This is a genomic window from Streptomyces griseiscabiei (genome assembly GCF_020010925.1).
GTDB lineage: Bacteria > Actinomycetota > Actinomycetes > Streptomycetales > Streptomycetaceae > Streptomyces > Streptomyces griseiscabiei.
Map to the genome: position 1 here is coordinate 1047390 of NZ_JAGJBZ010000002.1, position 23505 is coordinate 1070894.

Below are 23505 nucleotides of genomic sequence, written 5' to 3' on the forward strand. Positions count from 1 at the left end.
CACTTAGCGTCGGTCCGGCTGTTCGTCAGATGTTCGCCGCAGCCGCGGCACCGGACAGTCATCGCCGAGTCCCCGTATGGCGCGAGCCAGGGGAGCCGGGGACCCACCGAAGTCCCTGGGGTGAATCGGGTGCCCTTCGCGAGCGACGCGAAACGGGGGGCAGCCGTAGGAGACCTTCCTGCTCCGAACCCGTCAGCTAACCCGGTAGGCGAGAGGGAAGGAAAGGACCAGCCACTTCATGGCGTTCACCCGCGCCCCCGGCAAGCACCGCCGTCCCGGCCGTGTGCAGCGCACGACCACGAGGAACGTGGGCGTCGCCGCTCTCACCACCACCGGTGTCTTCGGCACCCTGGCCGGCCCCGCGCTCGCCGCGGAGGAGCCCGCCGTCGAGCAGACCGGCCTGAACCAGATCATCACCCTCGGCGACACGGTCGCCGACCAGGTGGACGCGCAGGCCGCCGCCCAGGAGCAGGCCGCCGAGGTCGCCGCGGTCAAGAAGCAGGCGCAGGAGGCGGCCCGCAAGGCCGCCGCCGAGAAGGCCGAGCAGGAACGTGCCGCCGCCAAGGAGCGCGAGGAGATCAAGGCCCGTGCCGCCCGCGCGGCCGAGCGCGAGCGCCTCAACACCTACGTCGCCCCCATCAGCGGCTCCTACATCTCCACCGGCTACAAGACCGGTGGCGCCGTCTGGTCCTCCGGCAGCCACACCGGTGTCGACTTCCACGCCGCGTCCGGCACGGCCGTCCTCGCGGTCGGCTCCGGCACCGTCGTCGAGGCGGGCTGGGGCGGCGCGTACGGCAACAACATCGTGGTCAAGATGGACGACGGCACGTACACCCAGTACGGCCACCTGTCGTCCATCGGCGTCTCCGTCGGCCAGCGGGTCACCCCGGGCCAGCAGATCGGCCTCTCCGGGGCCACCGGCAACGTCACGGGCCCGCATCTGCACTTCGAGGCCCGGACCACGGCCGAGTACGGCTCGGACATCGACCCCGCCGCGTATCTGCGCTCGCACGGCGTCAACGTCTGACGGACCCAACCGCTTCCCAGGAGGCCCCGGCTCATCGAGCCGGGGCTTTCCTCGTTGTGCGAACCTCTTGTGACGCACCTCCTGTCCAAAAAATATCCCTGGATTCCGGTGCGCCATCGGAAATTCCGGCTCACTGCAATAGAGTCGCTGGAAGACACGTCAATCATCGACGTTTCACGGGGATTAAGGCGGAGGTCGGTCATGCGTATTCCGGCGCACTCGGTATGCACGGCGATCCGTGATGACATCGTCGCGGGTGTCTACGAGCGCGGCAGCCGTCTCACCGAGGAACTGCTCGCCCGCCGGTACGGCGTCAGCCGGGTCCCCGTGCGCGAGGCGCTGCGCACCCTGGAGGCCGAGGGGTTCGTGGTGACCCGCCGGCACGCGGGCGCGTGCGTCGCCGAGCCGACCGAGCAGGAGGCCGCGGACCTGCTGGAGATGCGCATGCTGCTGGAGCCGCTGGGCGCCGCCCGCGCCGCCCAGCGGCGTACGGAGGCGCACCTCAAGGTGTTGCGCGGCCTGGTCAGACTGGGCCAGGAGCGGGCCAGGAGGGGCACCAGCGACGATCTGCGCTCCCTGGGCGGCTGGTTCCATGAAACGCTCGCACAGGCGTCCGGCAGCCCCGCCCTGACCTCCACACTCGCCCAGCTGCGGCACAAGATCGCCTGGATGTACGCGGTCGAGGCGCCCGCCGACCCCGTGGAGTCCTGGGCGGAGCACGGCGGCATCGTGGACGCCGTCGCGCGCGGCGACAGCGACCGGGCCCGGACCATCACCTCCCTGCACACCGAGCGCGCCACCGCCGCGCACCGGCTCCGGTTTCCGGGCGGGGCCGCCGGGGCGGAGCGCCCCGACCGTGTGAGGACTTCGCAACACCCCGTAAACATGCAGAGCCTGCGGCATTAACACGGGAGCCGTATACAAAGACGTATGAATTCCGTGGGGCATTTTTCCTGCTGCCCGCAGAACGGAATAAGAGCGGATTCGTGGCGGATGCGAAGCGGATTCGGGATGAATAGGCGAAGGGCCCGCCCGATAAATCGGACGAGCCCTTCGGTGTGTGTGCGGATGATGCGCGCGGGAGGCTTTTCAGCCCTTTCCGTCACGGTCACCCGTCACGGTCACCCGGACGTTCAGACCGTCTCGGGGAGCTCTTCGAGCCCCTCGGCGACGAGCTTCGCCAGGCGGTCGAGCGCGATGTCCGCGCCCTCGGCGTCGGAGGCGAGCACGATCTCCTCGCCGCCCTGGGCGCCGAGGCCCAGGACCGCCAGCATGGAGGCGGCGTTGACGGGGTTGCCGTCGGCCTTGGAGATCGTCACGGGGATACCGGAGGCCGTGGTGGCCCGGACGAAGATGGATGCGGGGCGGGCGTGGAGGCCCTCGGCCCAGCCGACGTTGACGCGGCGCTCAGCCATGTTGATGCTGCCCTTCGGATGTCTCGGGTATCAAGAGAGGTCTAGACCAGGTTGTCTAGACCAGTTTCCCATATGGGGCGACGTACCGGAACGGGCCCACGGCCTGACCGCGAACCGGCTGTCGCGCTTGTGTCGTGCTTCTGTTGTGCCTCCCCAGACTGCCCCGCGCCGCATACGTACGCGAGCCGTACTCTGGGGCCCATGCAGACCTCGCCGGACCGGCACGAGTACCCCGCTCACTGGGAGGCCGACGTGGTGCTGCGCGACGGCGGCACCGCACGCATCAGGCCCATCACCGTCGATGACGCCGAGCGTCTTGTCAGCTTCTACGAGCAGGTCTCGGACGAGTCGAAGTACTACCGCTTCTTCGCGCCGTACCCTCGCCTGTCCGCCAAGGACGTCCACCGCTTCACGCACCACGACTTCGTGGACCGGGTGGGGCTCGCCGCCACGGTCGGCGGCGAGTTCATCGCCACCGTACGCTACGACCGCATCGGCGCCGACGGGATGGCCGCCTCCGCCCCCGCCGACGAGGCCGAGGTCGCCTTCCTCGTCCAGGACGCCCACCAGGGGCGCGGCGTCGCCTCCGCGCTCCTCGAACACATCGCCGCCGTCGCCCGCGAACGCGGCATCAGACGCTTCGCCGCCGAGGTGCTGCCCGCCAACAGCAAGATGATCAAGGTGTTCACCGACGCCGGGTACCAGCAGAAGCGCAGCTTCGAGGACGGCGTCGTCCGCCTGGAGTTCGGCCTGGAGCCCACCGACCGCTCCCTCGCCGTGCAGCGCGCCCGGGAGCAGCGGGCCGAGGCCAGATCGGTCCAGCGACTGCTCGCCCCCGGCTCGGTCGCCGTCGTCGGCGCCGGGCGCACACCGGGCGGAGTGGGCCGCAGCCTGCTCGCCAACCTCCGGGACGCCGGCTTCACCGGGCGGCTGTACGCGGTGAACAAGGCGCTCGGGGAGGACGACAAGGAACTCGACGGGGTGCCGGCGCACCGGTCCGTCACCGACATCGAGGGCCCCGTCGACCTCGCGGTCGTCGCCGTCCCGGCGGCCTACGTCCCCGAGGTCGTCGCCGAGTGCGGGGAACACGGCGTGCAGGGGCTCGTGGTCGTGTCCGCCGGATACGCCGAGAGCGGCCCCGACGGGCGCGCGCGCCAGCGCGAGCTGGTGCGCCAGGCGCGCAGCTACGGCATGCGCATCATCGGTCCGAACGCCTTCGGCATCATCAACACCGCTCCCGGCGTACGGCTCAACGCCTCGCTCGCCCCCGAGACACCGCGCTCCGGGCGCATCGGCCTCTTCGCCCAGTCCGGCGCCATCGGGATCGCCCTGCTGTCCCGGCTGCACCGGCGCGGGGGAGGGGTCACCGGCGTCACGGGCGTCTCCACCTTCGTGTCGTCGGGCAACCGCGCGGACGTGTCCGGGAACGACGTCCTGCAGTACTGGTACGAGGACCCGGACACCGATGTCGTCCTCATGTACCTGGAGTCCATCGGCAACCCGCGCAAGTTCACCCGCCTCGCCCGGCGCACGGCGGCGGTCAAGCCGCTCGTGGTGGTGCAGGGGGCGCGTCACGGTTCCGCGCCCCTGGGGCATGCCGTGCGCGCCACCCAGCTGCCCCACACCACCGTGTCCGCGCTGCTGCGCCAGGCCGGGGTGATCCGGGTCGACACGATCACCGAACTGGTCGACGCGGGGCTGCTGCTGGCCCGCCAGCCGCTGCCCGCGGGCCCTCGCGTGGCGATCCTGGGGAACTCCGAGTCGCTCGGGATGCTGACGTACGACGCGTGCCTCTCCGAGGGGCTGCGCCCGCTGCCGCCGCGGGACCTGACGACCGGGGCCTCGGCGCGGGACTTCCACGCGGCGCTGTCGCGGGCGCTCGCCGACGACTCGTGCGACGCGGTGGTGGTGACGGCGATACCGGCACTGGGGGAGAGGTCACCGGGAGACGCGGCCCTGGCGGAGGCCCTGCGCTCGGCCGCCGCGGCGAACCCCTCGAAGCCGGTGCTCGTGGTGCACGTCGAGCTGGGCGGGCTGGCGGAGGCGCTGTCGGCCGCGGCCAGCACGGCGCCTCAGACGAGCGGCGAGGCGCCCAGGGCCGCGGGCGACGCCCGTCGGCCCGACCCCGCGGAACGACCGCCCACCGAGGACGGCGCGGGAGCGGACGTCACACCTGCGCCCCCCTCCGACTCCCACCTCATCCCTGCCTACCCCGCCGCCGAGCGGGCCGTCCGCGCCCTCTCCGAAGCCGTGCACTACGCCCAGTGGCGGCGCGAGGCGGCGGAGCCGGGACGCGTCCCCGAGTTCGAGGACATCGACGAGAAGGGGGCGGCCGAGCAGATCGACGCGCTGCTCGCCAGGGGAGAGGGACTCACGCTCGGGGCCGAGGAGACGGGCGCGCTGCTCGGGCGGTACGGCATCCGGCCGCGCCAGGCGCGGCCCGCGCCCACGCCCGACGAGGCGGCGGACGCGGCACGGGCCATCGGCTATCCCGTCGCGCTCAAGACGACCGCCCCGCACCTGCGGCACCGCGCGGACCTCGGCGGCGTACGGCTCGACCTGGCGGACGAGGAGCAACTGCGGCGGGCGTACACGGAGTTGACCGAGCTGTTCGGCGGGCCGGAGGAGCTGCGTCCGGTCGTCCAGGGCATGGCGCCGCGCGGGGTCGACACGATCGTCCGGACCGTGGTGGACCCGGCGGCCGGAGCGGTGCTCTCCTTCGGGCTCGCCGGGCCCGCGTCGCAGTTGCTCGGGGACATGGCGCACCGCCTGATCCCGGCCACCGAGCGGGACGTGGCCTCGCTGGTCCGATCGATCCGGACGGCACCGCTCCTCTTCGGCTGGCGCGGCTCCGCCCCCGTCGACACGGGGGCGCTGGAGGAGCTGCTGCTGCGGGTCTCCCGGCTGGTCGACGACCATCCCGAGGTCGTGGCGGTCTCCCTGGAGCCCGTCGTCGTCGCTCAGCACGGCCTGAGCGTCCTCGGCGCCACCGTCCGGCTCGCGCGCCCGCCCGCCCGGGACGACCTCGGCCCGCGGACGCTCCCCGTCTACTGAGGCACGTGGTGTACCGGGGGTCCCGCTCCCGGCCCGCCGGAGACGGCGCACGCACCCCGCACGGGCGGCGCACGGGCCCGCGCGTTGAACCGTCCACGACAGAACGGAGACGGCAGAGCGGTCCCTCGCAGTCGGTGCGCCACCGTAGGATGGACGTCATGGCCAAGACCAGTACGACGACCCAGGGGCTGCGTGCGGCGATCGAGCGCAGCGGCTACTACCCGGCCCTCGTGGCCGAGGCGGTGGAGGCCGCTGTCGGCGGCGAGGCCATCAAGTCGTACCTGGTCCATCAGGAGACGACGTTCGACGCGAACGAGGTACGGCGGCATGTGACCGTCCTCGTGCTCACGGGCAACCGCTTCATCGTCAGCCACACCGACGAGCAGGCCGCGGACACGACCTCGCCGACGCCGTACGCCACGACCTCGACCGAGTCGGTCAAGATCGGCCGGATCTCGTCGGTCGTGCTCAGCCGTGTCGTCGCCAACCCGGAGTCGTACGCCCCGGGCACCCTGCCCCGCGAGGTCGTCCTGACCATCGGCTGGGGAGCCGTCTCCCGCATCGACCTGGAGCCCGCCGCCTGCGGCGACCCCAACTGCGAGGCGGACCACGGATACACGGGCAGCTCGACGGCGGACGACCTCAGCCTGCGGGTCAGCGAGGCCGGGGACGGCCCGGAGACCGTGCGCCAGGCCCTCGCCTTCGCCCAGTCGCTCTCCGAGGCGACCGCGGACACCGCCCGCTGATGGCGCTGCCCACCTGGGACCACCCGGAACCCCTCGCCGTCGGCTCCGCCCCCGTCCCGGAGTACGGGACCGGCTCGCTCGCCGACCTGCTGCCCACCCTCGCGGCCGGCATGGGCGTTCCCGGTACGGCCGCCGCGATACCGGAACTGACGGCGGCCGACCGGGCCTGTGTGTTCCTGGTCGACGGCCTCGGCTGGGAGCAGCTGAGGGCGCATCCGGACGAGGCGCCGTACATGACCGCGCTGCTGGCGTCCTCGCGCGGCGGCACCGGCCGCCCCATCACCGCGGGCTACCCCGCCACCACCGCCACCTCCCTCGCCTCCGTGGGCACCGGCCTGCCCCCGGGCGCGCACGGCCTGCCCGGCTACACGGTCCGCAACCCGGAGACGGCGGAGCTGATGAACCAGCTCCGCTGGCAGCCGTGGACGTCCCCGCGCGTGTGGCAGCCGTACCCCACGATCTTCCAGCTGGCCGACCAGGCGGGTGTGCACACCGCCCAGGTCACCGCCCCCGCCTTCCAGAACACCCCCCTCACCCAGATCGCGCTGAGCGGCGGCACGTTCCACGGCAGGCTCTCCGGCGAGGACCGCATGGATGTGGCCGCCGAGCAACTGGCGGCCGGCGACCGCGCGTTGATCTACACGTACTACTCCGAGCTGGACGGCGCCGGACACCGCTTCGGTGTCGACTCGGACGCCTGGCGCGGCCAGCTCATGCACGTCGACCGGCTGGTCCAGCGCCTCGCCGAGCAACTCCCGCCGCGCACCGCGCTGTACGTGACCGCCGACCACGGCATGATCGACATCCCGTTCGACGAACAGCACCGCATCGACTTCGACGAGGACTGGGAGCTGCGCGCCGGGGTCGCCCTGCTGGGCGGCGAGGGCCGCGCCCGCCATGTGTACGCCGTACCGGGCGCCCGGTCGGACGTCCTGACCTGCTGGCGCGAGGTCCTCGGCGAGCAGTTCTGGATCGCCTCCCGCGACGAGGCGATCGAGGCGGGCTGGTTCGGCCCGCACATCGACGAGCGGGTGTACGCCCGCCTCGGCGACGTGATCGCGGCCGCCCGCGACGACGTCCTGATCATCGCCTCCGAGCGGGAGCCCAAGGAGTCGGCGATGGTCGGCAACCACGGCTCGATGACCCCCGTGGAACAGCTGGTCCCGCTGCTCGAAGTACGCTCCTGAGGCTCCGCCGGCCCTGCCGTCCGCCCCGCCGCCCCCTCGCCCTCCTCACCGAAAGGTGCTCAACCCACCATGCCCGAGCTGGTGTTCTTCTCCGGAACCATGGACTGCGGGAAGTCGACGCTGGCCCTCCAGATAGAGCACAACCGTTCGGCACGCGGCCTCCAGGGCATGATCTTCACGCGTGACGACCGCGCGGGCGAGGGCAAGCTGTCCTCGCGGCTGGGCCTGGTGACCGACGCCGTGGAGGTCGAGGACGGCCAGGACCTGTACGCGTACCTCGTCGACCACCTCTCCCGGGGCCGCCGCGCGGACTATGTGATCGCCGACGAGGCCCAGTTCCTCGCCCCCGAGCAGATCGACCAGCTCGCCCGCGTCGTGGACGACCTCAGCCTCGACGTCTACGCCTTCGGGATCACGACCGACTTCCGCTCCAAGCTCTTCCCCGGCTCCCAGCGCCTCGTCGAGCTGGCCGACCGCGTGGAGGTCCTCCAGGTCGAGGCCCTGTGCTGGTGCGGCGCCCGCGCCACGCACAACGCCCGGACCATAGGCGGCCAGATGGTCGTCGAGGGCGCCCAGGTCGTCGTCGGCGACGTCAACCAACCGGACGACATCGGCTACGAGGTCCTCTGCCGCCGTCACCACCGTCGCCGTCTGACAGCCGCCACGGCACGCGCGAGCGCCCTCTCCCCGGACGTCCTGCCGGTCGAGACGGTCTGAGCGGAACACCCGGGGCCGCGCGCGGAATCACCCGACCGTGTGAACGCCCCCGCGCACGGATCAGTGTTCCGTGCGCACCACCGCGAACTTCGCCCCCTCCGGGTCGGCGAGCGATGCCACGGGGCCGTGCGGGGTGTCATGGGTGGGTTTCAGGACGTGCCCGCCCAGCTCGATGACACGGTTGGCGGCCTCGTCGGGGTCGGTCACCTCGAAGTAGGTCAGCCAGTGCGGGCCGCGGTCGCGGGGGAGGGCGTCGCCCACACCGTGGATACCGGCGACGGGACGGCCCTCGATGCGGAGGGTGACGTAGTCGAGGTCGTCCGAGACGACCGGCTCCTCCTCGTAACCGAAGGTCGTCTCGTAGAACTTGGCGACCAGCGAGCTGTCCACGGTGAGGAGTTCGTCCCACGCCGGGGTGCCGGGGACACCGGTGATGTCCGCGCCCAGGTGCTCGGCCGCCTGCCAGATGCCGAAGACGGCGCCCGCGGGGTCCGAGGCGATCGCCAGCCGGCCCGCCTCACCGGCGTCCAGCGGCCCCACACCGACGGTGCCGCCGCAGTGCCGTACCGTCTCCGCCGTCCGATCCGCGTCGGCCGAGGCGAAGTACGGCGTCCAGGCGATCGGGAGATGGCGGTCGGGCGGCAGCTGGCCGATGCCCGCCACCTGACGCCCGTCGAGCAGTGCCCGCGCGTACGGGCCGAGCTGCTGGGGGCCGGGCTGGAACTCCCAGCCGAACAGTGCCCCGTAGAAGTCCTGGGTCGTGGCCATCCCGTGCACCATCAGGCTCACCCAGCAGGGTGTGCCCGGTGGATACGCCCCAGCATGCCGGCCGGTCGACCCCCGTGCCTCGGTCATCGTCACTCTCTCCTCGGCCCCTCGCGGTGGCCGTGTCCGTCCGCCCTCCGTACACGTGTACCGCGTCCACGCGCGATCACGCCCCGTGCCGATGCTCGCACCACCCGTAGTGCCACAGGCCCGCGCCGCACCGCCGCGCGACGCGTACGTACGCGAGGATGCCCGGCTCGCCGGTACCCGTCGCTTGCCGTGTCACTGCCGTGCGGTGTCCATCGGTTGTACGGCATGTGCCCGAGCCCGTACGCCCGGTGATCGGCACCGCCCGGCGGGCAGAGTAGCCCGACCCGGGCGAGGCGGCCACCCCGTGCGCGAGGATGGGGCCATGAACGCCATCATCTCGGCCCCCGACCTCGTCGACGAGCTGACGGGAGCCCGCCCGCCGGTCCTCCTGGACGTCCGCTGGCAGTTGGGCGGCCCGAACCTGCGCCCCGAGTACGAGAAGGCGCACATCCCGGGAGCGGTCTTCGTCGACCTGGACGCCGAACTCGCCGGCCCGGCGGGCTCCGCCGGCCGCCACCCGCTGCCCGACACCGACGCCTTCGGTACGGCGATGAGGGCGGCCGGGGTCTCGGCCGACCGCCCCGTCGTCGTGTACGACGGCGGCCTCAACTGGGCGGCGGCGCGCGCGTGGTGGCTGCTCCGCTGGGCGGGCCACCCCTCGGTCCGGGTCCTGGACGGCGGTCTGGCCGCCTGGGAGGGCCCGTTGACGGCCGAGGTCCCCGAGCCCGCGCCCGGCACCTTCGAGCCCGCCCCCGGCGCGCTCCCGCTGCTCGACGCGGACGGCGCCGCCGCGCTGGCCCGCGGCGGGCTCCTGCTGGACGCACGGGCCGCCGAACGCTACCGGGGCGATGTGGAGCCCATCGACCCGGTCGGCGGCCACATCCCGGGCGCGGTGTCGGCGCCGACCACGGAGAACGTGGCCGGATCCGGCCGCTTCCGGACCGCCGCCGAACTCGCCGACCGCTTCAAGGGACTCGGCGCGACCGCCGGGTCCGAGGTCGGCGTCTACTGCGGCTCCGGGGTCTCCGGTGCCCACCAGGTGCTGGCGCTGGCCGTCGCGGGCATTCCGGCGGCCCTGTATGTGGGCTCGTGGTCGGAGTGGTCCCGGGACGGCAGCCGCCCGGTCGCCACCGGGCCCGACCCCTTGTGACCCGGCGCTGACGGGCACGCCGTGGGGCCCGCGTCTGAACGACGCGGGCCCCACACACGTATGAATGACCGATCCTGCAACGATCCCGCGACCAACAGAAACGAACTCGACAGAAACGAACTCGACAGAAACGAACCCGAGAGAAACGGATCTGCTTGAGAAGCGACCTGCCAACTCCCCACCGCTGTGGGCCCGCTACTCCTGCTTCTTGCGTCTCGTACCGAACACGATCTCGTCCCAGCTGGGCACCGCCGCACGCCGGCCCGGCCGGACGCCGTCGGCCTCGGCCTGACGGTCGGTGGCACCGATGAGCCGGTCGCGGTGGCCGTTGACCGACCGCGGCATGAGGATGTCCGCGTAGGCGGAGCCGGCCGACGCCGCGGGGGCCGCGGACTCCTCCTCCGCCACCTCCTCGACGGAGGCGGACTCCTCCTGCGGTTCGGCGGACGGCAGTTCGGGCACCACCAGGTCGCCCCGGTAGCTGGGCACGGCCTCCAGGATGCTCGTCAGCGAGTCGCGCTCGCTCACCAGCTCCTCGTCGGACTCGGGGGGCGGCGAGGGCAGGGCGGGACGTTCCGCCTGGCGGTCCAGGGGGCGGTCACGGGGCAGCCGCGCGATCCTCGGCACGAACGGGAAGCTGGGCTCGGGCGTCCCGAGGTCGTCCGACTCGCCGATCAGCGAGCGCGCCTCGTCGTCGACGGCCTGGACGAGCCGCCGGGGCGGGTCGTACGTCCAGCTCGCCGAGTGCGGTTCGCCCGCGACGCAGTAGACCAACAGGACTTCCCAGGTGCCGTCGTCGCGGCGCCACGAGTCCCACTGGACGGTGTCCTTCTCGGCGCCGCGCAGCAGCAGCCGCTCCTGGACGGCCTCGCCGAGCTGGGGCCCCGCGGCGTTCTCGCCGGGGCGGCGGACCGAGGTCTTGCGGGCCCGCTCGGCCATGAAGGCGCGCTCGGCCAGGACGGGGCCCTCGAACCGGCGGACCCGGTCGACGGGGATGCCGGCGAGCTGCGCGACCTCCTCGGCCGTGGCACCCGCGCGTATCCGCGCCTGGATGTCACGGGGACGGAGATGGCTCTCCACCTCGATCTCGATCTGACCGAGACGGGGACGGTCGCCGCGCACGGCGGCACGCAGCCGTTCGTCGATCGGAAGCGTGTACTCCGTGGAATCGGCAGCCTTCAGCACCAGCCGTGTGCCGTCATTGGAGACGGCCACGACACGCAGTTCGGGCATGGGGACCTCCCGGGTGGTGCCTGCCGACGTCACGTGCGTCGCTGCTTCCGCTAGTCGAGTGTGGCCTGCCCGGGTGCAGCCTGCCACAACCTTGCCGAGTTGCCCGGCGTGTCGGGCGTGAGCCCGAGGCCGCCGTTATGGCACGGTTACCTATTCGCAACGCTAAGTGACGAACCTCATCACCCTGTGCAACGAGCCCCCTCCCGGCGGTCCTTGACGGCCCCGGACACCCTGGCGGGAGTCCGGACCCAGGGCTCGCAACAGTACTCCATTCGGGCCACTTGCGTGGATCGGCACGCCGCTCAACTTCTCATGGCAGACGTCGATCCGCCGCCGGAACAGACCATTTCGTGACCCCGGGAGGGACCCGCTTCACACGATCGTCGACAACCGCCCGCCCGGCTACGCCCCGAGCACCCGGCGCAAGTAGTCGTTCTGGAACCGCCGTTCGGGGTCGAGCCGGTCACGGAGCGCGGTGAACTCCCCGAAGCGGGGGTAGACCTTGGCGAAGTAGTCCGTGTCCCGCGTGTGCACCTTGCCCCAGTGCGGACGCCCCTCGTGCGCGGTGAAGATCCGCTCGGCGGCGGTGAAGTACGCCTGATAGGGCGTGCCTCTGAACATGTGCACGGCGACGTAGGCGCTCTCGCGGCCGGAGGCGGTCGAGAGCGTGATGTCGTCGGCCGGCGCGGTGCGGACCTCCACGGGGAAGCTGACGCGCAGGTTCGACCGGTCGACCATCGCCTTGAGTTCACGCAGCGTGTCCACCACGGCCTCGCGCGGGACGGCGAACTCCATCTCCACGAAGCGCACTCGGCGCGGAGACGTGAAGACCTTGTAGGGGATGTCGGTGTAGGTCCGCGCGGACAGGGCGCGGCTGGAGATCTGGGCGATCGTCGGGATGGTGGCGGGCACCGCCTGGCCGACCCAGTTGGCCACCTGGAACAGGCCGTTGGAGAGGAACTCGTCCTCGAACCAGCTGTTCAGCTGTGGTACTGGCTTCTCGGGGCCCGCGCTGCGGTTGTTGCGCTTGGTGTTGGTGTTGCCGGTGTGCGGGAACCAGTAGAACTCGAAGTGCTCGTTCTCGGCGTGCAGTTCGTCGAACTCGGCGAGCACCCGCTCGAACGGCATCGGTTCCTCGCGTGCCGTGAGCAGGAAGATCGGCTCCACGGCGAAGGTGATCGCGGTGACGATGCCGAGAGCGCCGATGCCGACGCGGGCGGCGGCGAAGACATCGGGGTTCTCCGTCGCGGAACAGGTGAGGATCGAGCCGTCGGCGGTGACCAGTTCGAGTGCGCGGATCTGGGCGGCGATCGACGCCGAGTCGCGGCCGGTGCCGTGGGTGCCGGTGCTGGTCGCCCCGGAGACCGTCTGCTCCATGATGTCGCCCATGTTCGTGAGCGACAGCCCCTCGCGCGCGAGAGCCATGTTGAGTCTCTTGAGCGGCGTACCGGCGGCCACCGTGACGGTCATGGCCTCACGGTCGATCTTGCGTATACCGGTCAACAGTTGAGGGCGGATCAATACGCCGTCGGTCGCGGCGGCGGCCGTGAAGGAGTGGCCGGCGCCGACCGCCTTCACCCGGAGGTCCTCCTCGGCGGCCTGCCGTACGGCGGCGGCGAGTTCCTCGACGGTGGCCGGGGTGACCTCCCGTACGGGCCGGGCGGTGACGTTCCCCGCCCAGTTACGCCACGTGCCGCTCTTGCCGATCACTGTGGTGCTCATGGGGCCCTCCCCGCCTTGGAGCCGGCCTGCGCAGCCGGCGGTACCCGAGGAAACCCACCGCGACCGCGACGGCCCCGGACGCCGCCGGAACCACGTACCCCGCCTTCGCCCCGGCCGCGTCGATCACCCAGCCGGAGACCGAGGAGCCGAGCGCGACCCCGACCGCGAGCCCGGTGCCCACCCAGGTCATGCCCTCGGTCAGTTGCGTGCGTGGTACGTGTTCTTCGATCAAGGACATGGTCGTGATCATCGTGGGTGCGATGGACAGTCCGGCAACGAAGAGCGCCACGGCCAGAAACGGCAAGTTTCCGACCAGTAGGAGGGGGATCATACTCACGGCCATGCCGCACACGCCCAGCAGCCACCGGCGTTCCGGCGCCCCGCCGAAGCGCAGCAGCCCGAAGACGATGCCCGCGGCGCACGAACCGGCCGCGTAGAGGGCCAGCACGACGCTCGCGGCGGCCTTGTGGCCCCGCTCGTCGGCGAAGGCCACGGTGACCACGTCGACCGCCCCGAAGATCGCCCCGGTCGCGACGAAGGTGGCCACCAGGACCTGGAGTCCGGGCGAGCGCAACGCCGAACCGCTCTTGTCGTCCCGCGCGCGCGGGTGCGGCGCCGGCTCGGTGGAGCGCTGCGCGGTCAGCCAGAAGACCCCGGCCGCGAGGAAGCAGGCGGCGAGCAGCGGCCCGGCCTCCGGGAACCACGCGGTGGACAGCCCGATGGAGATGATCGGCCCGAAGATGAAGCAGATCTCGTCGACGACCGACTCGAAGGAGTACGCGGTGTGCAGCTGCGGGGTGTCCCGGTACAGGGCGGCCCACCGCGCGCGGGTCATCGCCCCGAGGCTCGGCACACAGCCGATGCCGGCCGAGCAGAGGTAGAGCACCCAGTCGGGCCAGCCGTAGTGCGCGGCGAACAGCAGCCCCGCCGCGGCGGACAGGGCGACCAGCGTGGCCGGGCGCAGCACCCGCCGCTGTCCGTACTGGTCCACCAGCCGCGAGATCTGCGGGCCGAGCACGGCGGCGGACAGCGCGATGGTCGCCGAGAGCGCGCCGGCCAGGCCGTACCGTCCGGTGAGCTGGGAGATCATCGTGACCACGCCGATGCCCATCATGGACAGCGGCATCCGGCCGAGGAGACCCGCGGCGGTGAAGCCCTTGGTGCCGGGGGCGGCGAACAGGGCGGAGTAGGGGCTGGGCACGGGGGCTCCGGTCGGTCCGGTAAGAGGAGGAAGTGATTCCTCGTAAGGTGCGAAGGCGGTCGATACAGCTTACGGGTCCGGTCACCCCGAGTCATCCCCGGGCGTGGGCCGGGATCCCGGCCGGCGGTGCCGGGTGGCAGGATCGACGACATGCCACACGCGCACGACGCCACCCCCTACGACGCCCTGCTCCTGCTCTCGTTCGGCGGCCCGGAGGGCCCGGACGACGTGGTCCCGTTCCTGGAGAACGTGACGCGGGGTCGCGGCATCCCCAAGGAACGCCTCAAGGAAGTCGGGCAGCACTACTTCCTGTTCGGCGGGGTCAGCCCCATCAACGACCAGAACCGCGCCCTGCTCGACGCCCTCCGCAAGGACTTCGCCGAACACGGCCTCGACCTGCCGGTCTACTGGGGCAACCGCAACTGGGCGCCCTACCTGACCGACACCCTGCGCGAACTGGTCGCCGACGGCCGCCGCCGCGTCCTGGTCCTCACCACCAGCGCGTACGCCTCGTACTCGGGCTGCCGCCAGTACCGCGAGAACCTCGCCGACTCGCTGGCCGCCCTGGAGGCCGAGGGCCTGGAACCGCCGCGGATCGACAAGATCCGGCACTACTTCAACCACCCGGGCTTCCTGGAGCCCATGATCGACGGTGTCCTGGAGTCGCTCGCCGACCTCCCCGAGGACGTCCGCGACGGCGCGCACCTCGCCTTCTGCACGCATTCCATCCCGAACGCCTCGGCGGACACCTCCGGCCCGGCCGAGGACCACGGGGACGGCGGCGCGTACGTCGCGGAGCACCTGGACGTCGCGAAGCTCATCGCCGACGCCGTGCGCGAGCGGACCGGCGTCGAGCACCCCTGGCGGCTCGTCTACCAGTCCCGCTCGGGCGCCCCGCACATCCCCTGGCTGGAGCCCGACATCTGCGACCACCTGGAGGAGCGGCACGAGGCCGGCGTCCCGGCCGTCGTGATGGCCCCCATCGGCTTCGTCTCGGACCACATGGAGGTCCTGTACGACCTCGACACCGAGGCCATGGCCAAGGGGGCGGAGCTGGGCCTGCCGGTCCGCCGCTCCGCCACCGTCGGCGCCGACCCCCGGTTCGCCGCCGCGATCCGCGACCTCGTCCTGGAGCGCGCGGCGGTCGAGCGCGCCGAGGACGCGGTCACCCCCTGCGCCCTCGGCGCGCTCGGCGCGAGCCACAACCTGTGCCCGGTCGGCTGCTGCCCGGCCCGCGCACCCCGGCCCGCCGCCGCGGGCGCCGACAGTCCGTACGTGTGAGGAGCACCATGACCGACCAGCCAGAGCGTTCGGAGCGCCCGGACGGCCTGAGGGCCGAGCTGCTGGAGATCGCCCTGGACGCCGCCGCCCGCGCGGGAGCCTTTCTGCGCGACGGCCGGCCCGCCGATCTCGGTGTGGCCGCCACCAAGTCCAGCGCGGTCGACGTCGTCACCGAGATGGACATCGCCTCCGAGAAGCTGATCACCGGCCTGCTCGCCGAGCGCAGGCCGCACGACGGCGTGCTCGGCGAGGAGGGCGCCAGCGTCGAGGGCACCAGCGGCGTGCAGTGGGTGATCGACCCCCTCGACGGCACCGTCAACTACCTCTACGGGCTGCCCAGTTGGGCCGTGTCCATCGCGGTCCGGGTGGACGGCGAGACGGTCGTGGGCGTGGTGTACGCCCCGGAGCGCGGCGAGACCTTCCGGGCCGTCCTCGGCGAGGGCGCGTACCTCGACGACCGCCCCGCGCGCGTGCGGCCCGCCCCCGAGCTGGGGCTGGCCCTCGTCGGCACCGGCTTCGGCTACCGCGCCGAGCGGCGGGCCAAGCAGGCCGACGTGCTGCGCGCGCTGATCCCCGAGGTGCGGGACATCCGGCGCGGCGGCTCGGCCGCGATCGACCTGTGCGACGTGGCCGTGGGCCGTCTGGACGCGTACTACGAGCGCGGCCTGAACGCCTGGGACTACGCGGCGGGCGACCTCGTCGCCCGGGAGGCGGGCGCCCTGACCGGTGGCCGCCCCGGAGAGCCCCTCTCACCCGACCTGACCATCGCCGCCCCACCCGTCCTCTTCGAGGCCCTCCAGACCCGCCTGGACGCCCTCGGCGCCTGGCACGACTGACGGACACGGCGGCGTCGTCTCTGGACCCACCACAGAAAAGGGCGCCCTACGGCGAGTGAGCCGAAGGGGCGCGCCTGTGTCGAGAGCTCGAACGCGCGGAGGCCCGAAGGGTCGAGCACGATCGGGCTCTCGACACAGGCTCAGGCGCCCCGGAGGCGAACCGAGCCCTAAAAAACGAGCGAGACCCCGGCCTGGATCTGCCGGGGTCTCGCCGTCATGCGTAAGGGCCGGGAATCAGACGCTCTGCGCGCCGACCTCCACACCGTGGTCGGCGGCGAGGCGGCGCAGGTCGTCGAGCTCGCCCTGCTCCACCTCGACGAGGAAGTCGTCGCCCTCGTCGCGCGCCCTGGTCAGGTCGGACTCGGTCGTCCTTATGCGCTGCAGAAGTCCTGCGGTGAATGCGTCCATGCTGCGCCCCCTCGTCCTGGGTCGTGGGTCGATGGCACGGGGGTGTGCCGTTCGGAAGGGGCGATCACGTCTCTTTGTGGATGCCCAGCGCTGCCCTGGCCGGGCGGCGACGGTGCCGGACACCCACGCCCACTCTGCGGAAAAGCGGATGCCGACGTACCGCATGGTGGTGCGGCACAAGCAGAGCGTGATCGCGGGGTGTAAAGCCGTCCTCCCCCCGGTCTCTCGGACGGAAACCTCAACCGGACGAAAAAATCCCGCATTCCCGGCCGGGCGCCTTCGCCCTTCCTGTCACGGGGTCGTCTTACAGCCGACTTACGGCCGAAAAAGGCAGGATGGAGGTCACACACCCACGAACACCCTGCCCGCGCGCGCCTCCCACGCGCTACGCGGGTGGACACAGGAAGGACAAGCGACGTGCGCGTACTCGTCGTCGAGGACGAGCAGCTGCTCGCCGATGCGGTGGCCACCGGACTGCGCCGGGAGGCCATGGCCGTCGACGTCGTGTACGACGGTGCGGCCGCCCTGGAACGCATCGGAGTCAACGACTACGACGTGGTCGTCCTCGACCGGGACCTCCCTCTCGTCCACGGCGACGACGTCTGCCGCAAGCTCGTCGAGCTGGGCCTGCCCACGCGCGTGCTGATGCTCACCGCGTCCGGCGACGTCAGCGACCGCGTCGAGGGCCTGGAGATCGGCGCCGACGACTATCTGCCCAAGCCGTTCGCCTTCAGCGAGCTCATCGCGCGCGTACGGGCCCTCGGCCGGCGTACGAGCCTGCCGCTGCCGCCCGTCCTGGAGCGGGCCGGCATCAAGCTCGACCCCAACCGCCGCGAGGTCTTCCGCGACGGCAAGGAAGTCCAGCTCGCGCCCAAGGAGTTCGCGGTCCTGGAGGTGCTGATGCGCAGCGAGGGCGCCGTCGTCTCGGCGGAGCAACTGCTGGAGAAGGCCTGGGACGAGAACACCGACCCGTTCACCAACGTCGTGCGCGTCACGGTCATGACGCTGCGCCGCAAGCTCGGCGAACCACCGGTCATCGTCACCGTGCCCGGCTCCGGCTACCGGATCTGATCCGCCGTGGCCGCCACCCCGGCGCCGCCCCAGGCGCCCCCGAAGCCCACCTGGGACCCCCGCCGGGCACAGAACCCGCTCCCCTGGCTGCGCCCGACCATCCGGATACGGCTCACGCTGCTGTACGGCGGCATGTTCCTGATCGCCGGGATCCTGCTGCTGTCGATCATCTATCTGCTCGCCGCCCAGGCCGTGAGCACCGGCAACACCCCGGTGTTCAAGATCGAGGACGGCACGAACATCAGCGTGTCCAGCAACATATGTCCCGCGGTCGACGCCGACACGGCCCCGACCAACCTGAGGCTGGACGACTTCAACCGGGCGATCGCCGCCTGTATCGACCACGAGCGTCAGGTCGCCCTGGACACCCTGCTCAGCCGTTCCCTGCTGGCCCTGCTCGGGCTCGCCGTGATCGCGTTCGCGTTCGGGTACGCGATGGCGGGCCGGGTGCTCGCGCCGCTCGGCCGGATCACCCGCACCGCGCGCGCGGTGGCGGGCTCGGACCTGTCCCGCCGGATCGAGCTGGACGGCCCGGACGACGAGCTGAAGGAGCTGGCGGACACCTTCGACGACATGCTGGAGCGGCTCCAGCGGGCCTTCACGGCCCAGCAGCGGTTCGTCGGGAACGCCTCGCACGAGCTGAGGACACCGCTGGCGATCAACCGCACGCTGCTGGAGGTGCATCTCTCCGATCCGGGCGCGCCGGCCGAGCTGCAGCAGCTGGGCAGGACGCTGCTGGCCACCAACGAGCGCAGTGAGCAGCTCGTCGAGGGGCTGCTGCTGCTCGCCCGCAGCGACAACCAGATCGTGGAGCGCAAGCCGGTGGACCTCGCCGAGGTGGCGTCCCAGGCCATCGACCAGGTGCGCTCCGAGGCCGACGCCAAGAAGGTGGAGATCCGCGGCGAGTGGGCCCCCGCGGTCGTCCAGGGCAACGGCGTGCTGCTGGAGCGGATCGCCCTGAACCTCGTCCAGAACGCCGTCCGGTACAACGTGCCGGGACCGGGCGGCTGGGTGGAGGTCACCACGGAGCTGCAGCACGGGCAGGCGGTGCTGACGGTCACGAACACCGGACCCGTGGTCCCGGCGTACGAGATCGACAACCTTTTCGAGCCGTTCCGGCGGCTGCGTACGGAGCGCACGGGCAGTGACAAGGGCGTGGGCCTCGGCCTGTCGATCGTCCGGTCCGTGGCCCGTGCGCACGGCGGCCATATCGCCGCCCGGCCACGTGAGGGAGGCGGACTCGTGATGCGCGTGACCCTTCCCGTCTGAGAAAATGACCCCCGGTTCCGGGACGTGTTCGCTTTGCGCGGAATTTCCCGGGCGCCTGATCGAAACGGTCGTGCACGACCGATGTGTGATCGATCACAGAGGCGAATTTCCAGCCATATACCGAGCGTGATCATGTGACCGTCGGAAAGCCGGGAAAATCCGGGTTTTCGGGGGTTGAGATCACGGGAAGTACATGCTGAGGCGCCTTTGATATGCAGCCTCAGGACCGTGTACGGTCCCGTTCGCCATCCAAGCCGATCACTCTTGAGGAGTCCGGTTGGGTGTCGATTGAGTAACAGACCTTGATGTGAGGCAAAATCTCCGCCTCAGGTCGGGCACAAGTCCGGCCTCTCACGCGTTACGTGCGCTGGAGACACCGCAGACACCCAGAGGGGGAGAGCGCGACATGGCAACGGATTACGACACCCCACGCAAGACCGACGACGACGTCGACTCGGACAGCCTGGAAGAGCTCAAGGCTCGCCGGAACGACAAGTCGACTTCCGCCGTGGATGTAGACGAGTTCGAGGCCGCCGAAGGCCTGGAACTGCCCGGGGCCGACCTCTCGAACGAGGAGCTGGCCGTCCGGGTGCTGCCCAAGCAGCAGGACGAGTTCACCTGCATGAGCTGCTTCCTGGTGCACCACCGCAGCCAGCTGGCCCGCGAGAAGAACGGTCAGCCGATCTGCCGCGACTGCGACTGAGGCAGGGTCGGCCGTGACTGGCTCGACCCCACCTTGGAAGCGCCGCTCCCGCAAGGGGGCGGACCAGGAGCCGTACGACGGCTCCGACGGCGTGCGTGACGACGAGCGGGGCTCCTCCGACCAGGGAGCGGCCTCGCTCGAACGTGCGTCCGGCACGGCGTCGGGGGGCGCCACGGATGAGCAGGGACGCCTGCCCGTACCGGTGGACACTCCGGCGCCGGTCGCCCGACGGCGCGCGGCCGTCGTCCGCGACGGACTCAAACAGGGCCTGAAGGTCGGGGCCCGCAAGAGCGGTGACGGGGCCAGAGCGGGCCTCGCGTACATCACCGACCGGGTCATCGAGATCGCCCCACGGATCCCCGTGCGCGATCTCGCGGCTCTGCGTGCCCAGTTCCCGGGGCTGGGGCCCGAGCAGATCGCCGACAAGCTCGTCGCGGGGGCCGCCAACGCGACCTCCACGGTGGGCGCGGGGGTCGGGGCCGCCGCGATGCTGCCGACACCGCCCGCGATGCCCGCGGAGCTCGCCGCCGAGATCACCGGGGTCGCCGCGATCGAGCTGAAGCTCATCGCCGAGCTGCACGAGGTGTACGGGGTGCGGCCGCCGGGGAATCTGCGGCAGCGCAGTACCGCGTATCTGGACTCCTGGTCCGGGGAGCGCGGGATCGACGTGACCAAGCCGTCGACGATCAACTCGGCGCTCGGCGGGCAGATGAAGCGCCAGCTGCGGCAGCAGATCATGAAGCGGATGGTGCGGAATCTGCCGAACCTGATGCCGTTCCTGGTCGGGGCCGCGGTCGGGGCGGTCATGAACCGCCGGGAGACCAGACACCTCGCCGAGCGCATCCGCAAGGACCTGCGGCGCACCCAGGTGCCGTGGGAGGCGCTGCCGGCACTGCCGCCGCTGGAGGAGCCGGTGGATCCGCTGACGGTGGGGGAGCTGCCGAAGGAACTCGGCGGGGGCTGAGCGGTGGTGGCCGACGCCGCCTCGGCTGATCGCCGTCGCGGCGGCCGGGAACCGGCTGTCGACAGCCGGTTCCCGGCCGCACGCGGTAAGAGTTCGACGAGAGACCGCCCCGCCGGCGGGGCGGGCTACGCGGCCGTCCTCGCCGCTTCCAGGGCGGCCACCAGACGCTCCGGTTCCCGGGTCGACAGGTACACGTACGGGGTGGGGTCGGTCGGGTCCACGACGGGGATGCGCAGGGCCGTCGGGATGTAGGCGCGCAGGAGCATGAAGGCGTGCGGGTTGGCCTTGTGGGTGCGCCAGGCCTGGGCCTCCTCGCGGTCCAGGATCTCCGGTTCGCCGAGGGCGCCGACCGGGATCTTCGCCTCGCCCGCGATCAGTGAGTCGCCGACGACCCGGATACGGACCGAGCCGTAGGAGCTGGCCGCGACCGCCGCGACCGCGGTGCCGCCCGCCAGTCCGCCCAGCAGGGGCAGCGTGCCGAACGGCAGCAGGATGAGGGCCATCGAGACGCCGACCAGGAAGCAGACGAGCCACCAGGTGCGGGGAGCGGTGAGGCGTTCTTCGTACGGCGAGGCGGAGAGCTGCATGGCGTCAAGCTTGGCATGCGGCTCCGCCCGCCCCGGAATAGGGGCGTCCGAGGGGAAACCCTGCCCGTAGGGACGGTGGCCGGACGCTGACGGACGGGTAAGGTCTGCGCCTGTGAGAGGTACTTCCGCGGCCCTGCGGCCCCCGGCGGACGCCAAGGCGCCCGTACGGCATCCCGAGGCACCCGCCCCCGGAGAGTCGCTGGGCGCGCACTACGGGCAGTGTTTCGGCTGTGGCGGCGAGCAGCCCCACGGACTGCATCTGGAGGCGACGGCCGGTGAGGGCGTCACCCTCACCGCCGAGTTCACCGTGCGGCCCGCGCACCAGGGGGCGCCGGGCCTCGCGCACGGCGGGGTCCTGGCCAGCGCCCTCGACGAGACCCTCGGCTCCCTCACCTGGCTGCTGCGCACCATCGCGGTGACCGGACGGCTGGAGACCGACTTCCTGCGGCCCGTCCCCGTCGGCACCGTGCTGCATCTGCGGGCCGAGGTGACCGCGGTGGCCGGGCGGAAGATCTTCGCCAGTGCCGAGGGCCGCATCGGGGGTCCCGACGGAGCCCTCGCCGTGCGTGCCGACGCGCTCTTCGTCGAGGTCAAGGTCGACCACTTCATCGACCACGGCCGTGACGAGGAGATCCAGGCGGCCATGAACGACCCGGACCAGGTCCGGCGGGCCCGTGCCTTCGAGGTGAATCCGTGAGCGGCGAACGTCCCCCTCTCGACGTCCTGATCCGGCGCGTCGACCCCGATGTGCCGCTGCCGGACTATGCGCGGCCCGGTGACGCGGGAGCCGATCTGCGCACCACGGAGAGCCGGGAGCTGAAGCCCGGTGAACGGGCCGTGCTGCCCACGGGAGTGTCCATCGCGCTCCCGGAGGGGTACGCGGCCTTCGTGCACCCGCGGTCCGGTCTCGCGGCCCGCTGCGGCGTCGCCCTGGTGAATGCCCCGGGGACGGTTGATGCCGGGTACCGTGGGGAGATCAAGGTGATCGTGGTGAATCTCGACCCGTATGAAGCCGTACGGTTCGAGCGCTTTGACAGGATTGCCCAACTGGTCGTCCAGCAGGTCGAGAAGGTGCGCTTCCAGGAGGTGGCGGAGCTTCCCGACTCGGCGCGGGCCGAGGGGGGCTTCGGGTCCACCGGCGGTCATGCCGCCGTGGACGGCACAACCGCCGGCACGACGAGCGGCGCAACAAGCGGCACAACGGGTGGGAATCGATACGCATCGGTCGTATCCGACCGGGAAGGACAGTGACGTGTTCGGACGTCGCAAGAAGAAGGGTTCCGCCGAGGACGCGGCGGACGCGGCGAGCGAGGCCGAGCAGGTCGACGGCGTTGCCGGGGAGGCCGACGGCGAGACGGACGAGGTCGAGCGCGAGCGTGTGCGGCTCGAGCCCGAGCCGCGGCCGGACGGCCCGTGGGACAGCACCGAGGTGCGCGAGCCCGGCGAGGGCCGGGTGGACCTCGGCGGCATCTTCGTGCCCGGAGTCGACGGCATGGAGCTGCGGGTCGAGGTCGCGGGCGACGCGATCGTCGCGGCGACCGTCGTACTGCGGGACAGCGCGGTCCAGCTGCAGGCTTTCGCCGCACCCAAGCGCGAGGGCATCTGGGGCGAGGTCCGTGAGGAGATCGCCTCCGGCATCACCCAGCAGGGCGGGGTCATCGACGAGGTCGAGGGTCCGCTGGGCTGGGAGCTGCGCGCACAGGTGCCGGTGCAGCTGCCGGACGGCACGGGCGGCTTCCAGGTCGTCCGGTTCGTCGGCGTGGACGGGCCCCGCTGGTTCCTGCGCGGGGTGATCTCCGGGCGGGGCGCGGTGGAGCCGCAGACCGCCGGGCTGCTGGAGCAGATCTTCCGGGACACGGTCGTCGTCCGCGGCGAGGGCCCCATGGCGCCGCGTGACCCGATCGTCCTGAAGCTGCCGAACGACGCGCAGATGGTCCCCGAGGGCGTCCAGCAGGAGGAGCAGGCGGGTTCCCGCTTCTCCGGCGGCATGGGGCAGCTGCAGCGCGGGCCGGAGATCACCGAGGTCCGCTAGGCGCGATCGCGTCCGAGGCCGTTCGTCAGGGAACTGCGGGTCCTTCG

At 71.8% G+C, this 23505-nt stretch carries 23 protein-coding genes and 1 riboswitch; of the genes, 16 read left to right on the forward strand and 7 right to left on the reverse strand.

All coding sequences use genetic code 11. From position 1 onward, the window contains the following. Positions 1-52: 52 nt before the first annotated feature. Positions 53-226: riboswitch (cyclic di-AMP (ydaO/yuaA leader) on the forward strand. 12 nt (positions 227-238) lie between these two features. Together J8M51_RS21970 and J8M51_RS21975 are read left to right on the forward strand one after the other, a co-directional pair. Continuing rightward, complete coding sequence (locus J8M51_RS21970; RefSeq protein ID WP_086753715.1) at positions 239-1027, forward strand: M23 family metallopeptidase; 789 nt, start codon at positions 239-241, stop codon at positions 1025-1027. Positions 1028-1228: 201 nt separating this feature from the next. Beyond that, positions 1229-1933, forward strand: a complete 705-nt coding sequence (locus tag J8M51_RS21975; RefSeq protein ID WP_086753713.1) for a GntR family transcriptional regulator — start codon at positions 1229-1231, stop codon at positions 1931-1933. A 227-nt stretch (positions 1934-2160) separates the two neighbouring features. On the opposite strand, the gene J8M51_RS21980 is transcribed toward J8M51_RS21975, so the two are convergent. After that, a complete protein-coding gene (locus J8M51_RS21980) occupies positions 2161-2442 on the reverse strand; it encodes an HPr family phosphocarrier protein (RefSeq protein ID WP_086753711.1) in 282 nt (93 codons plus the stop codon). Between the two features lie 201 nt (positions 2443-2643). On the opposite strand from J8M51_RS21980, the gene J8M51_RS21985 reads away from it, so the two are divergent. The 4 genes from J8M51_RS21985 (at position 2644) to J8M51_RS22000 (ending at position 8146) form a co-directional block, all read left to right on the forward strand. Next, positions 2644-5496: a bifunctional acetate--CoA ligase family protein/GNAT family N-acetyltransferase gene (locus tag J8M51_RS21985; RefSeq protein ID WP_086753709.1), complete on the forward strand. Its 2853-nt coding sequence runs from the start codon at positions 2644-2646 to the stop codon at positions 5494-5496. Between the two features lie 158 nt (positions 5497-5654). Next, the gene (locus J8M51_RS21990; RefSeq protein WP_086753746.1) at positions 5655-6242 is read left to right on the forward strand and encodes a DUF5998 family protein; all 588 of its coding nucleotides are present in this window, start codon (positions 5655-5657) and stop codon (positions 6240-6242) included. Further along, positions 6242-7429, forward strand: a complete 1188-nt coding sequence (locus J8M51_RS21995) for an alkaline phosphatase family protein (RefSeq protein WP_086753707.1) — start codon at positions 6242-6244, stop codon at positions 7427-7429. Before J8M51_RS21990 ends, J8M51_RS21995 begins: the two co-directional genes overlap by 1 nt. Positions 7430-7498: 69 nt before the next feature. Beyond that, positions 7499-8146, forward strand: a complete 648-nt coding sequence (locus J8M51_RS22000; protein ID WP_086753705.1) for a thymidine kinase — start codon at positions 7499-7501, stop codon at positions 8144-8146. Between the two features lie 60 nt (positions 8147-8206). On the opposite strand, the gene J8M51_RS22005 is transcribed toward J8M51_RS22000, so the two are convergent. Further along, positions 8207-9001: a VOC family protein gene (locus J8M51_RS22005; RefSeq protein ID WP_086753703.1), complete on the reverse strand. Its 795-nt coding sequence runs from the start codon at positions 8999-9001 to the stop codon at positions 8207-8209. A 322-nt stretch (positions 9002-9323) separates the two neighbouring features. Between J8M51_RS22005 and J8M51_RS22010 the strand changes: the two genes are divergently transcribed. Then, positions 9324-10151, forward strand: coding sequence for a sulfurtransferase (locus tag J8M51_RS22010; RefSeq protein WP_086753701.1), 828 nt, complete (start codon positions 9324-9326; stop codon positions 10149-10151). Positions 10152-10346: 195 nt separating this feature from the next. On the opposite strand, the gene sepH is transcribed toward J8M51_RS22010, so the two are convergent. From sepH to J8M51_RS22025, 3 genes are all read right to left on the reverse strand, one after another. Continuing rightward, positions 10347-11384 carry a septation protein SepH gene (gene sepH / locus J8M51_RS22015; protein WP_086753744.1) on the reverse strand — a complete coding sequence of 346 codons (1038 nt, stop codon included), beginning with the start codon at positions 11382-11384 and terminating at the stop codon, positions 10347-10349. 402 nt (positions 11385-11786) lie between these two features. Next, positions 11787-13106, reverse strand: a complete 1320-nt coding sequence (locus J8M51_RS22020; protein ID WP_086753699.1) for a D-arabinono-1,4-lactone oxidase — start codon at positions 13104-13106, stop codon at positions 11787-11789. Then, entirely contained in the window at positions 13066-14307 is a 1242-nt protein-coding gene (locus J8M51_RS22025) for an MFS transporter (RefSeq protein ID WP_086753697.1), read from the reverse strand. The genes J8M51_RS22020 and J8M51_RS22025 overlap by 41 nt, the downstream gene beginning before the upstream one ends. 150 nt (positions 14308-14457) lie before the next feature. Between J8M51_RS22025 and J8M51_RS22030 the strand changes: the two genes are divergently transcribed. Then, positions 14458-15588, forward strand: a complete 1131-nt coding sequence (locus J8M51_RS22030; protein ID WP_086753695.1) for a ferrochelatase — start codon at positions 14458-14460, stop codon at positions 15586-15588. Between the two features lie 8 nt (positions 15589-15596). Next, entirely contained in the window at positions 15597-16424 is an 828-nt protein-coding gene (locus tag J8M51_RS22035) for an inositol monophosphatase family protein (RefSeq protein WP_086753742.1), read from the forward strand. Positions 16425-16658: 234 nt separating this feature from the next. Here J8M51_RS22035 and J8M51_RS22040 read toward each other — a convergent pair whose 3' ends face one another. Then, a complete protein-coding gene (locus J8M51_RS22040; protein ID WP_179202939.1) occupies positions 16659-16832 on the reverse strand; it encodes a hypothetical protein in 174 nt (57 codons plus the stop codon). Between the two features lie 417 nt (positions 16833-17249). Here J8M51_RS22040 and J8M51_RS22045 point away from each other — a divergent pair, with 417 nt between their 5' ends. The 4 genes from J8M51_RS22045 to J8M51_RS22060 all read left to right on the forward strand — a co-directional run bounded on the left by J8M51_RS22045 (position 17250) and on the right by J8M51_RS22060 (position 20839). Further along, positions 17250-17903: a response regulator transcription factor gene (locus J8M51_RS22045; protein ID WP_086753693.1), complete on the forward strand. Its 654-nt coding sequence runs from the start codon at positions 17250-17252 to the stop codon at positions 17901-17903. Positions 17904-17909: 6 nt separating this feature from the next. Beyond that, on the forward strand, positions 17910-19172 hold the full coding sequence (locus J8M51_RS22050) for a sensor histidine kinase (protein WP_086753691.1): 1263 nt from the start codon (positions 17910-17912) through the stop codon (positions 19170-19172). 406 nt (positions 19173-19578) lie between these two features. Further along, positions 19579-19875, forward strand: a complete 297-nt coding sequence (locus tag J8M51_RS22055) for a DUF4193 domain-containing protein (protein WP_005481602.1) — start codon at positions 19579-19581, stop codon at positions 19873-19875. A gap of 13 nt (positions 19876-19888) precedes the next feature. Then, positions 19889-20839: a hypothetical protein gene (locus J8M51_RS22060; RefSeq protein WP_179202938.1), complete on the forward strand. Its 951-nt coding sequence runs from the start codon at positions 19889-19891 to the stop codon at positions 20837-20839. A gap of 125 nt (positions 20840-20964) precedes the next feature. Here J8M51_RS22060 and J8M51_RS22065 read toward each other — a convergent pair whose 3' ends face one another. Beyond that, complete coding sequence (locus J8M51_RS22065) at positions 20965-21426, reverse strand: DUF3093 domain-containing protein (protein ID WP_086753687.1); 462 nt, start codon at positions 21424-21426, stop codon at positions 20965-20967. A 112-nt stretch (positions 21427-21538) separates the two neighbouring features. Here J8M51_RS22065 and J8M51_RS22070 point away from each other — a divergent pair, with 112 nt between their 5' ends. Genes J8M51_RS22070 through J8M51_RS22080 form a run of 3 tightly spaced genes read left to right on the forward strand, consistent with a single transcriptional unit; the run spans position 21539 to position 23458 of the window. Continuing rightward, positions 21539-22123 (forward strand): PaaI family thioesterase, encoded by a 585-nt coding sequence (locus tag J8M51_RS22070; RefSeq protein ID WP_086753685.1) that lies wholly within the window; start codon positions 21539-21541, stop codon positions 22121-22123. Next, the gene (gene dut / locus J8M51_RS22075; protein ID WP_086753683.1) at positions 22120-22677 is read left to right on the forward strand and encodes a dUTP diphosphatase; all 558 of its coding nucleotides are present in this window, start codon (positions 22120-22122) and stop codon (positions 22675-22677) included. The genes J8M51_RS22070 and dut overlap by 4 nt, the downstream gene beginning before the upstream one ends. A gap of 1 nt (position 22678) precedes the next feature. Beyond that, positions 22679-23458 (forward strand): DUF3710 domain-containing protein, encoded by a 780-nt coding sequence (locus J8M51_RS22080; protein WP_086753681.1) that lies wholly within the window; start codon positions 22679-22681, stop codon positions 23456-23458. The last annotated feature ends 47 nt before the right edge of the window (positions 23459-23505 follow it).

Excerpts from the sequence above, each read along its gene's own strand:
- J8M51_RS21970 (WP_086753715.1), top strand. The coding sequence starts at position 239 with ATGGCGTTCACCCGCGCCCCCGGCAAGCACCGCCGTCCCGGCCGTGTG.
- J8M51_RS21975 (WP_086753713.1), top strand. The coding sequence starts at position 1,229 with ATGCGTATTCCGGCGCACTCGGTATGCACGGCGATCCGTGATGACATC.
- J8M51_RS21980 (WP_086753711.1), bottom strand. The coding sequence starts at position 2,442 with ATGGCTGAGCGCCGCGTCAACGTCGGCTGGGCCGAGGGCCTCCACGCC.
- J8M51_RS21985 (WP_086753709.1), top strand. The coding sequence starts at position 2,644 with ATGCAGACCTCGCCGGACCGGCACGAGTACCCCGCTCACTGGGAGGCC.
- J8M51_RS21990 (WP_086753746.1), top strand. The coding sequence starts at position 5,655 with ATGGCCAAGACCAGTACGACGACCCAGGGGCTGCGTGCGGCGATCGAG.
- J8M51_RS21995 (WP_086753707.1), top strand. The coding sequence starts at position 6,242 with ATGGCGCTGCCCACCTGGGACCACCCGGAACCCCTCGCCGTCGGCTCC.
- J8M51_RS22000 (WP_086753705.1), top strand. The coding sequence starts at position 7,499 with ATGCCCGAGCTGGTGTTCTTCTCCGGAACCATGGACTGCGGGAAGTCG.
- J8M51_RS22005 (WP_086753703.1), bottom strand. The coding sequence starts at position 9,001 with ATGACCGAGGCACGGGGGTCGACCGGCCGGCATGCTGGGGCGTATCCA.
- J8M51_RS22010 (WP_086753701.1), top strand. The coding sequence starts at position 9,324 with ATGAACGCCATCATCTCGGCCCCCGACCTCGTCGACGAGCTGACGGGA.
- sepH (WP_086753744.1), bottom strand. The coding sequence starts at position 11,384 with ATGCCCGAACTGCGTGTCGTGGCCGTCTCCAATGACGGCACACGGCTG.
- J8M51_RS22020 (WP_086753699.1), bottom strand. The coding sequence starts at position 13,106 with ATGAGCACCACAGTGATCGGCAAGAGCGGCACGTGGCGTAACTGGGCG.
- J8M51_RS22030 (WP_086753695.1), top strand. The coding sequence starts at position 14,458 with ATGCCACACGCGCACGACGCCACCCCCTACGACGCCCTGCTCCTGCTC.
- J8M51_RS22035 (WP_086753742.1), top strand. The coding sequence starts at position 15,597 with ATGACCGACCAGCCAGAGCGTTCGGAGCGCCCGGACGGCCTGAGGGCC.
- J8M51_RS22040 (WP_179202939.1), bottom strand. The coding sequence starts at position 16,832 with ATGGACGCATTCACCGCAGGACTTCTGCAGCGCATAAGGACGACCGAG.
- J8M51_RS22055 (WP_005481602.1), top strand. The coding sequence starts at position 19,579 with ATGGCAACGGATTACGACACCCCACGCAAGACCGACGACGACGTCGAC.
- J8M51_RS22065 (WP_086753687.1), bottom strand. The coding sequence starts at position 21,426 with ATGCAGCTCTCCGCCTCGCCGTACGAAGAACGCCTCACCGCTCCCCGC.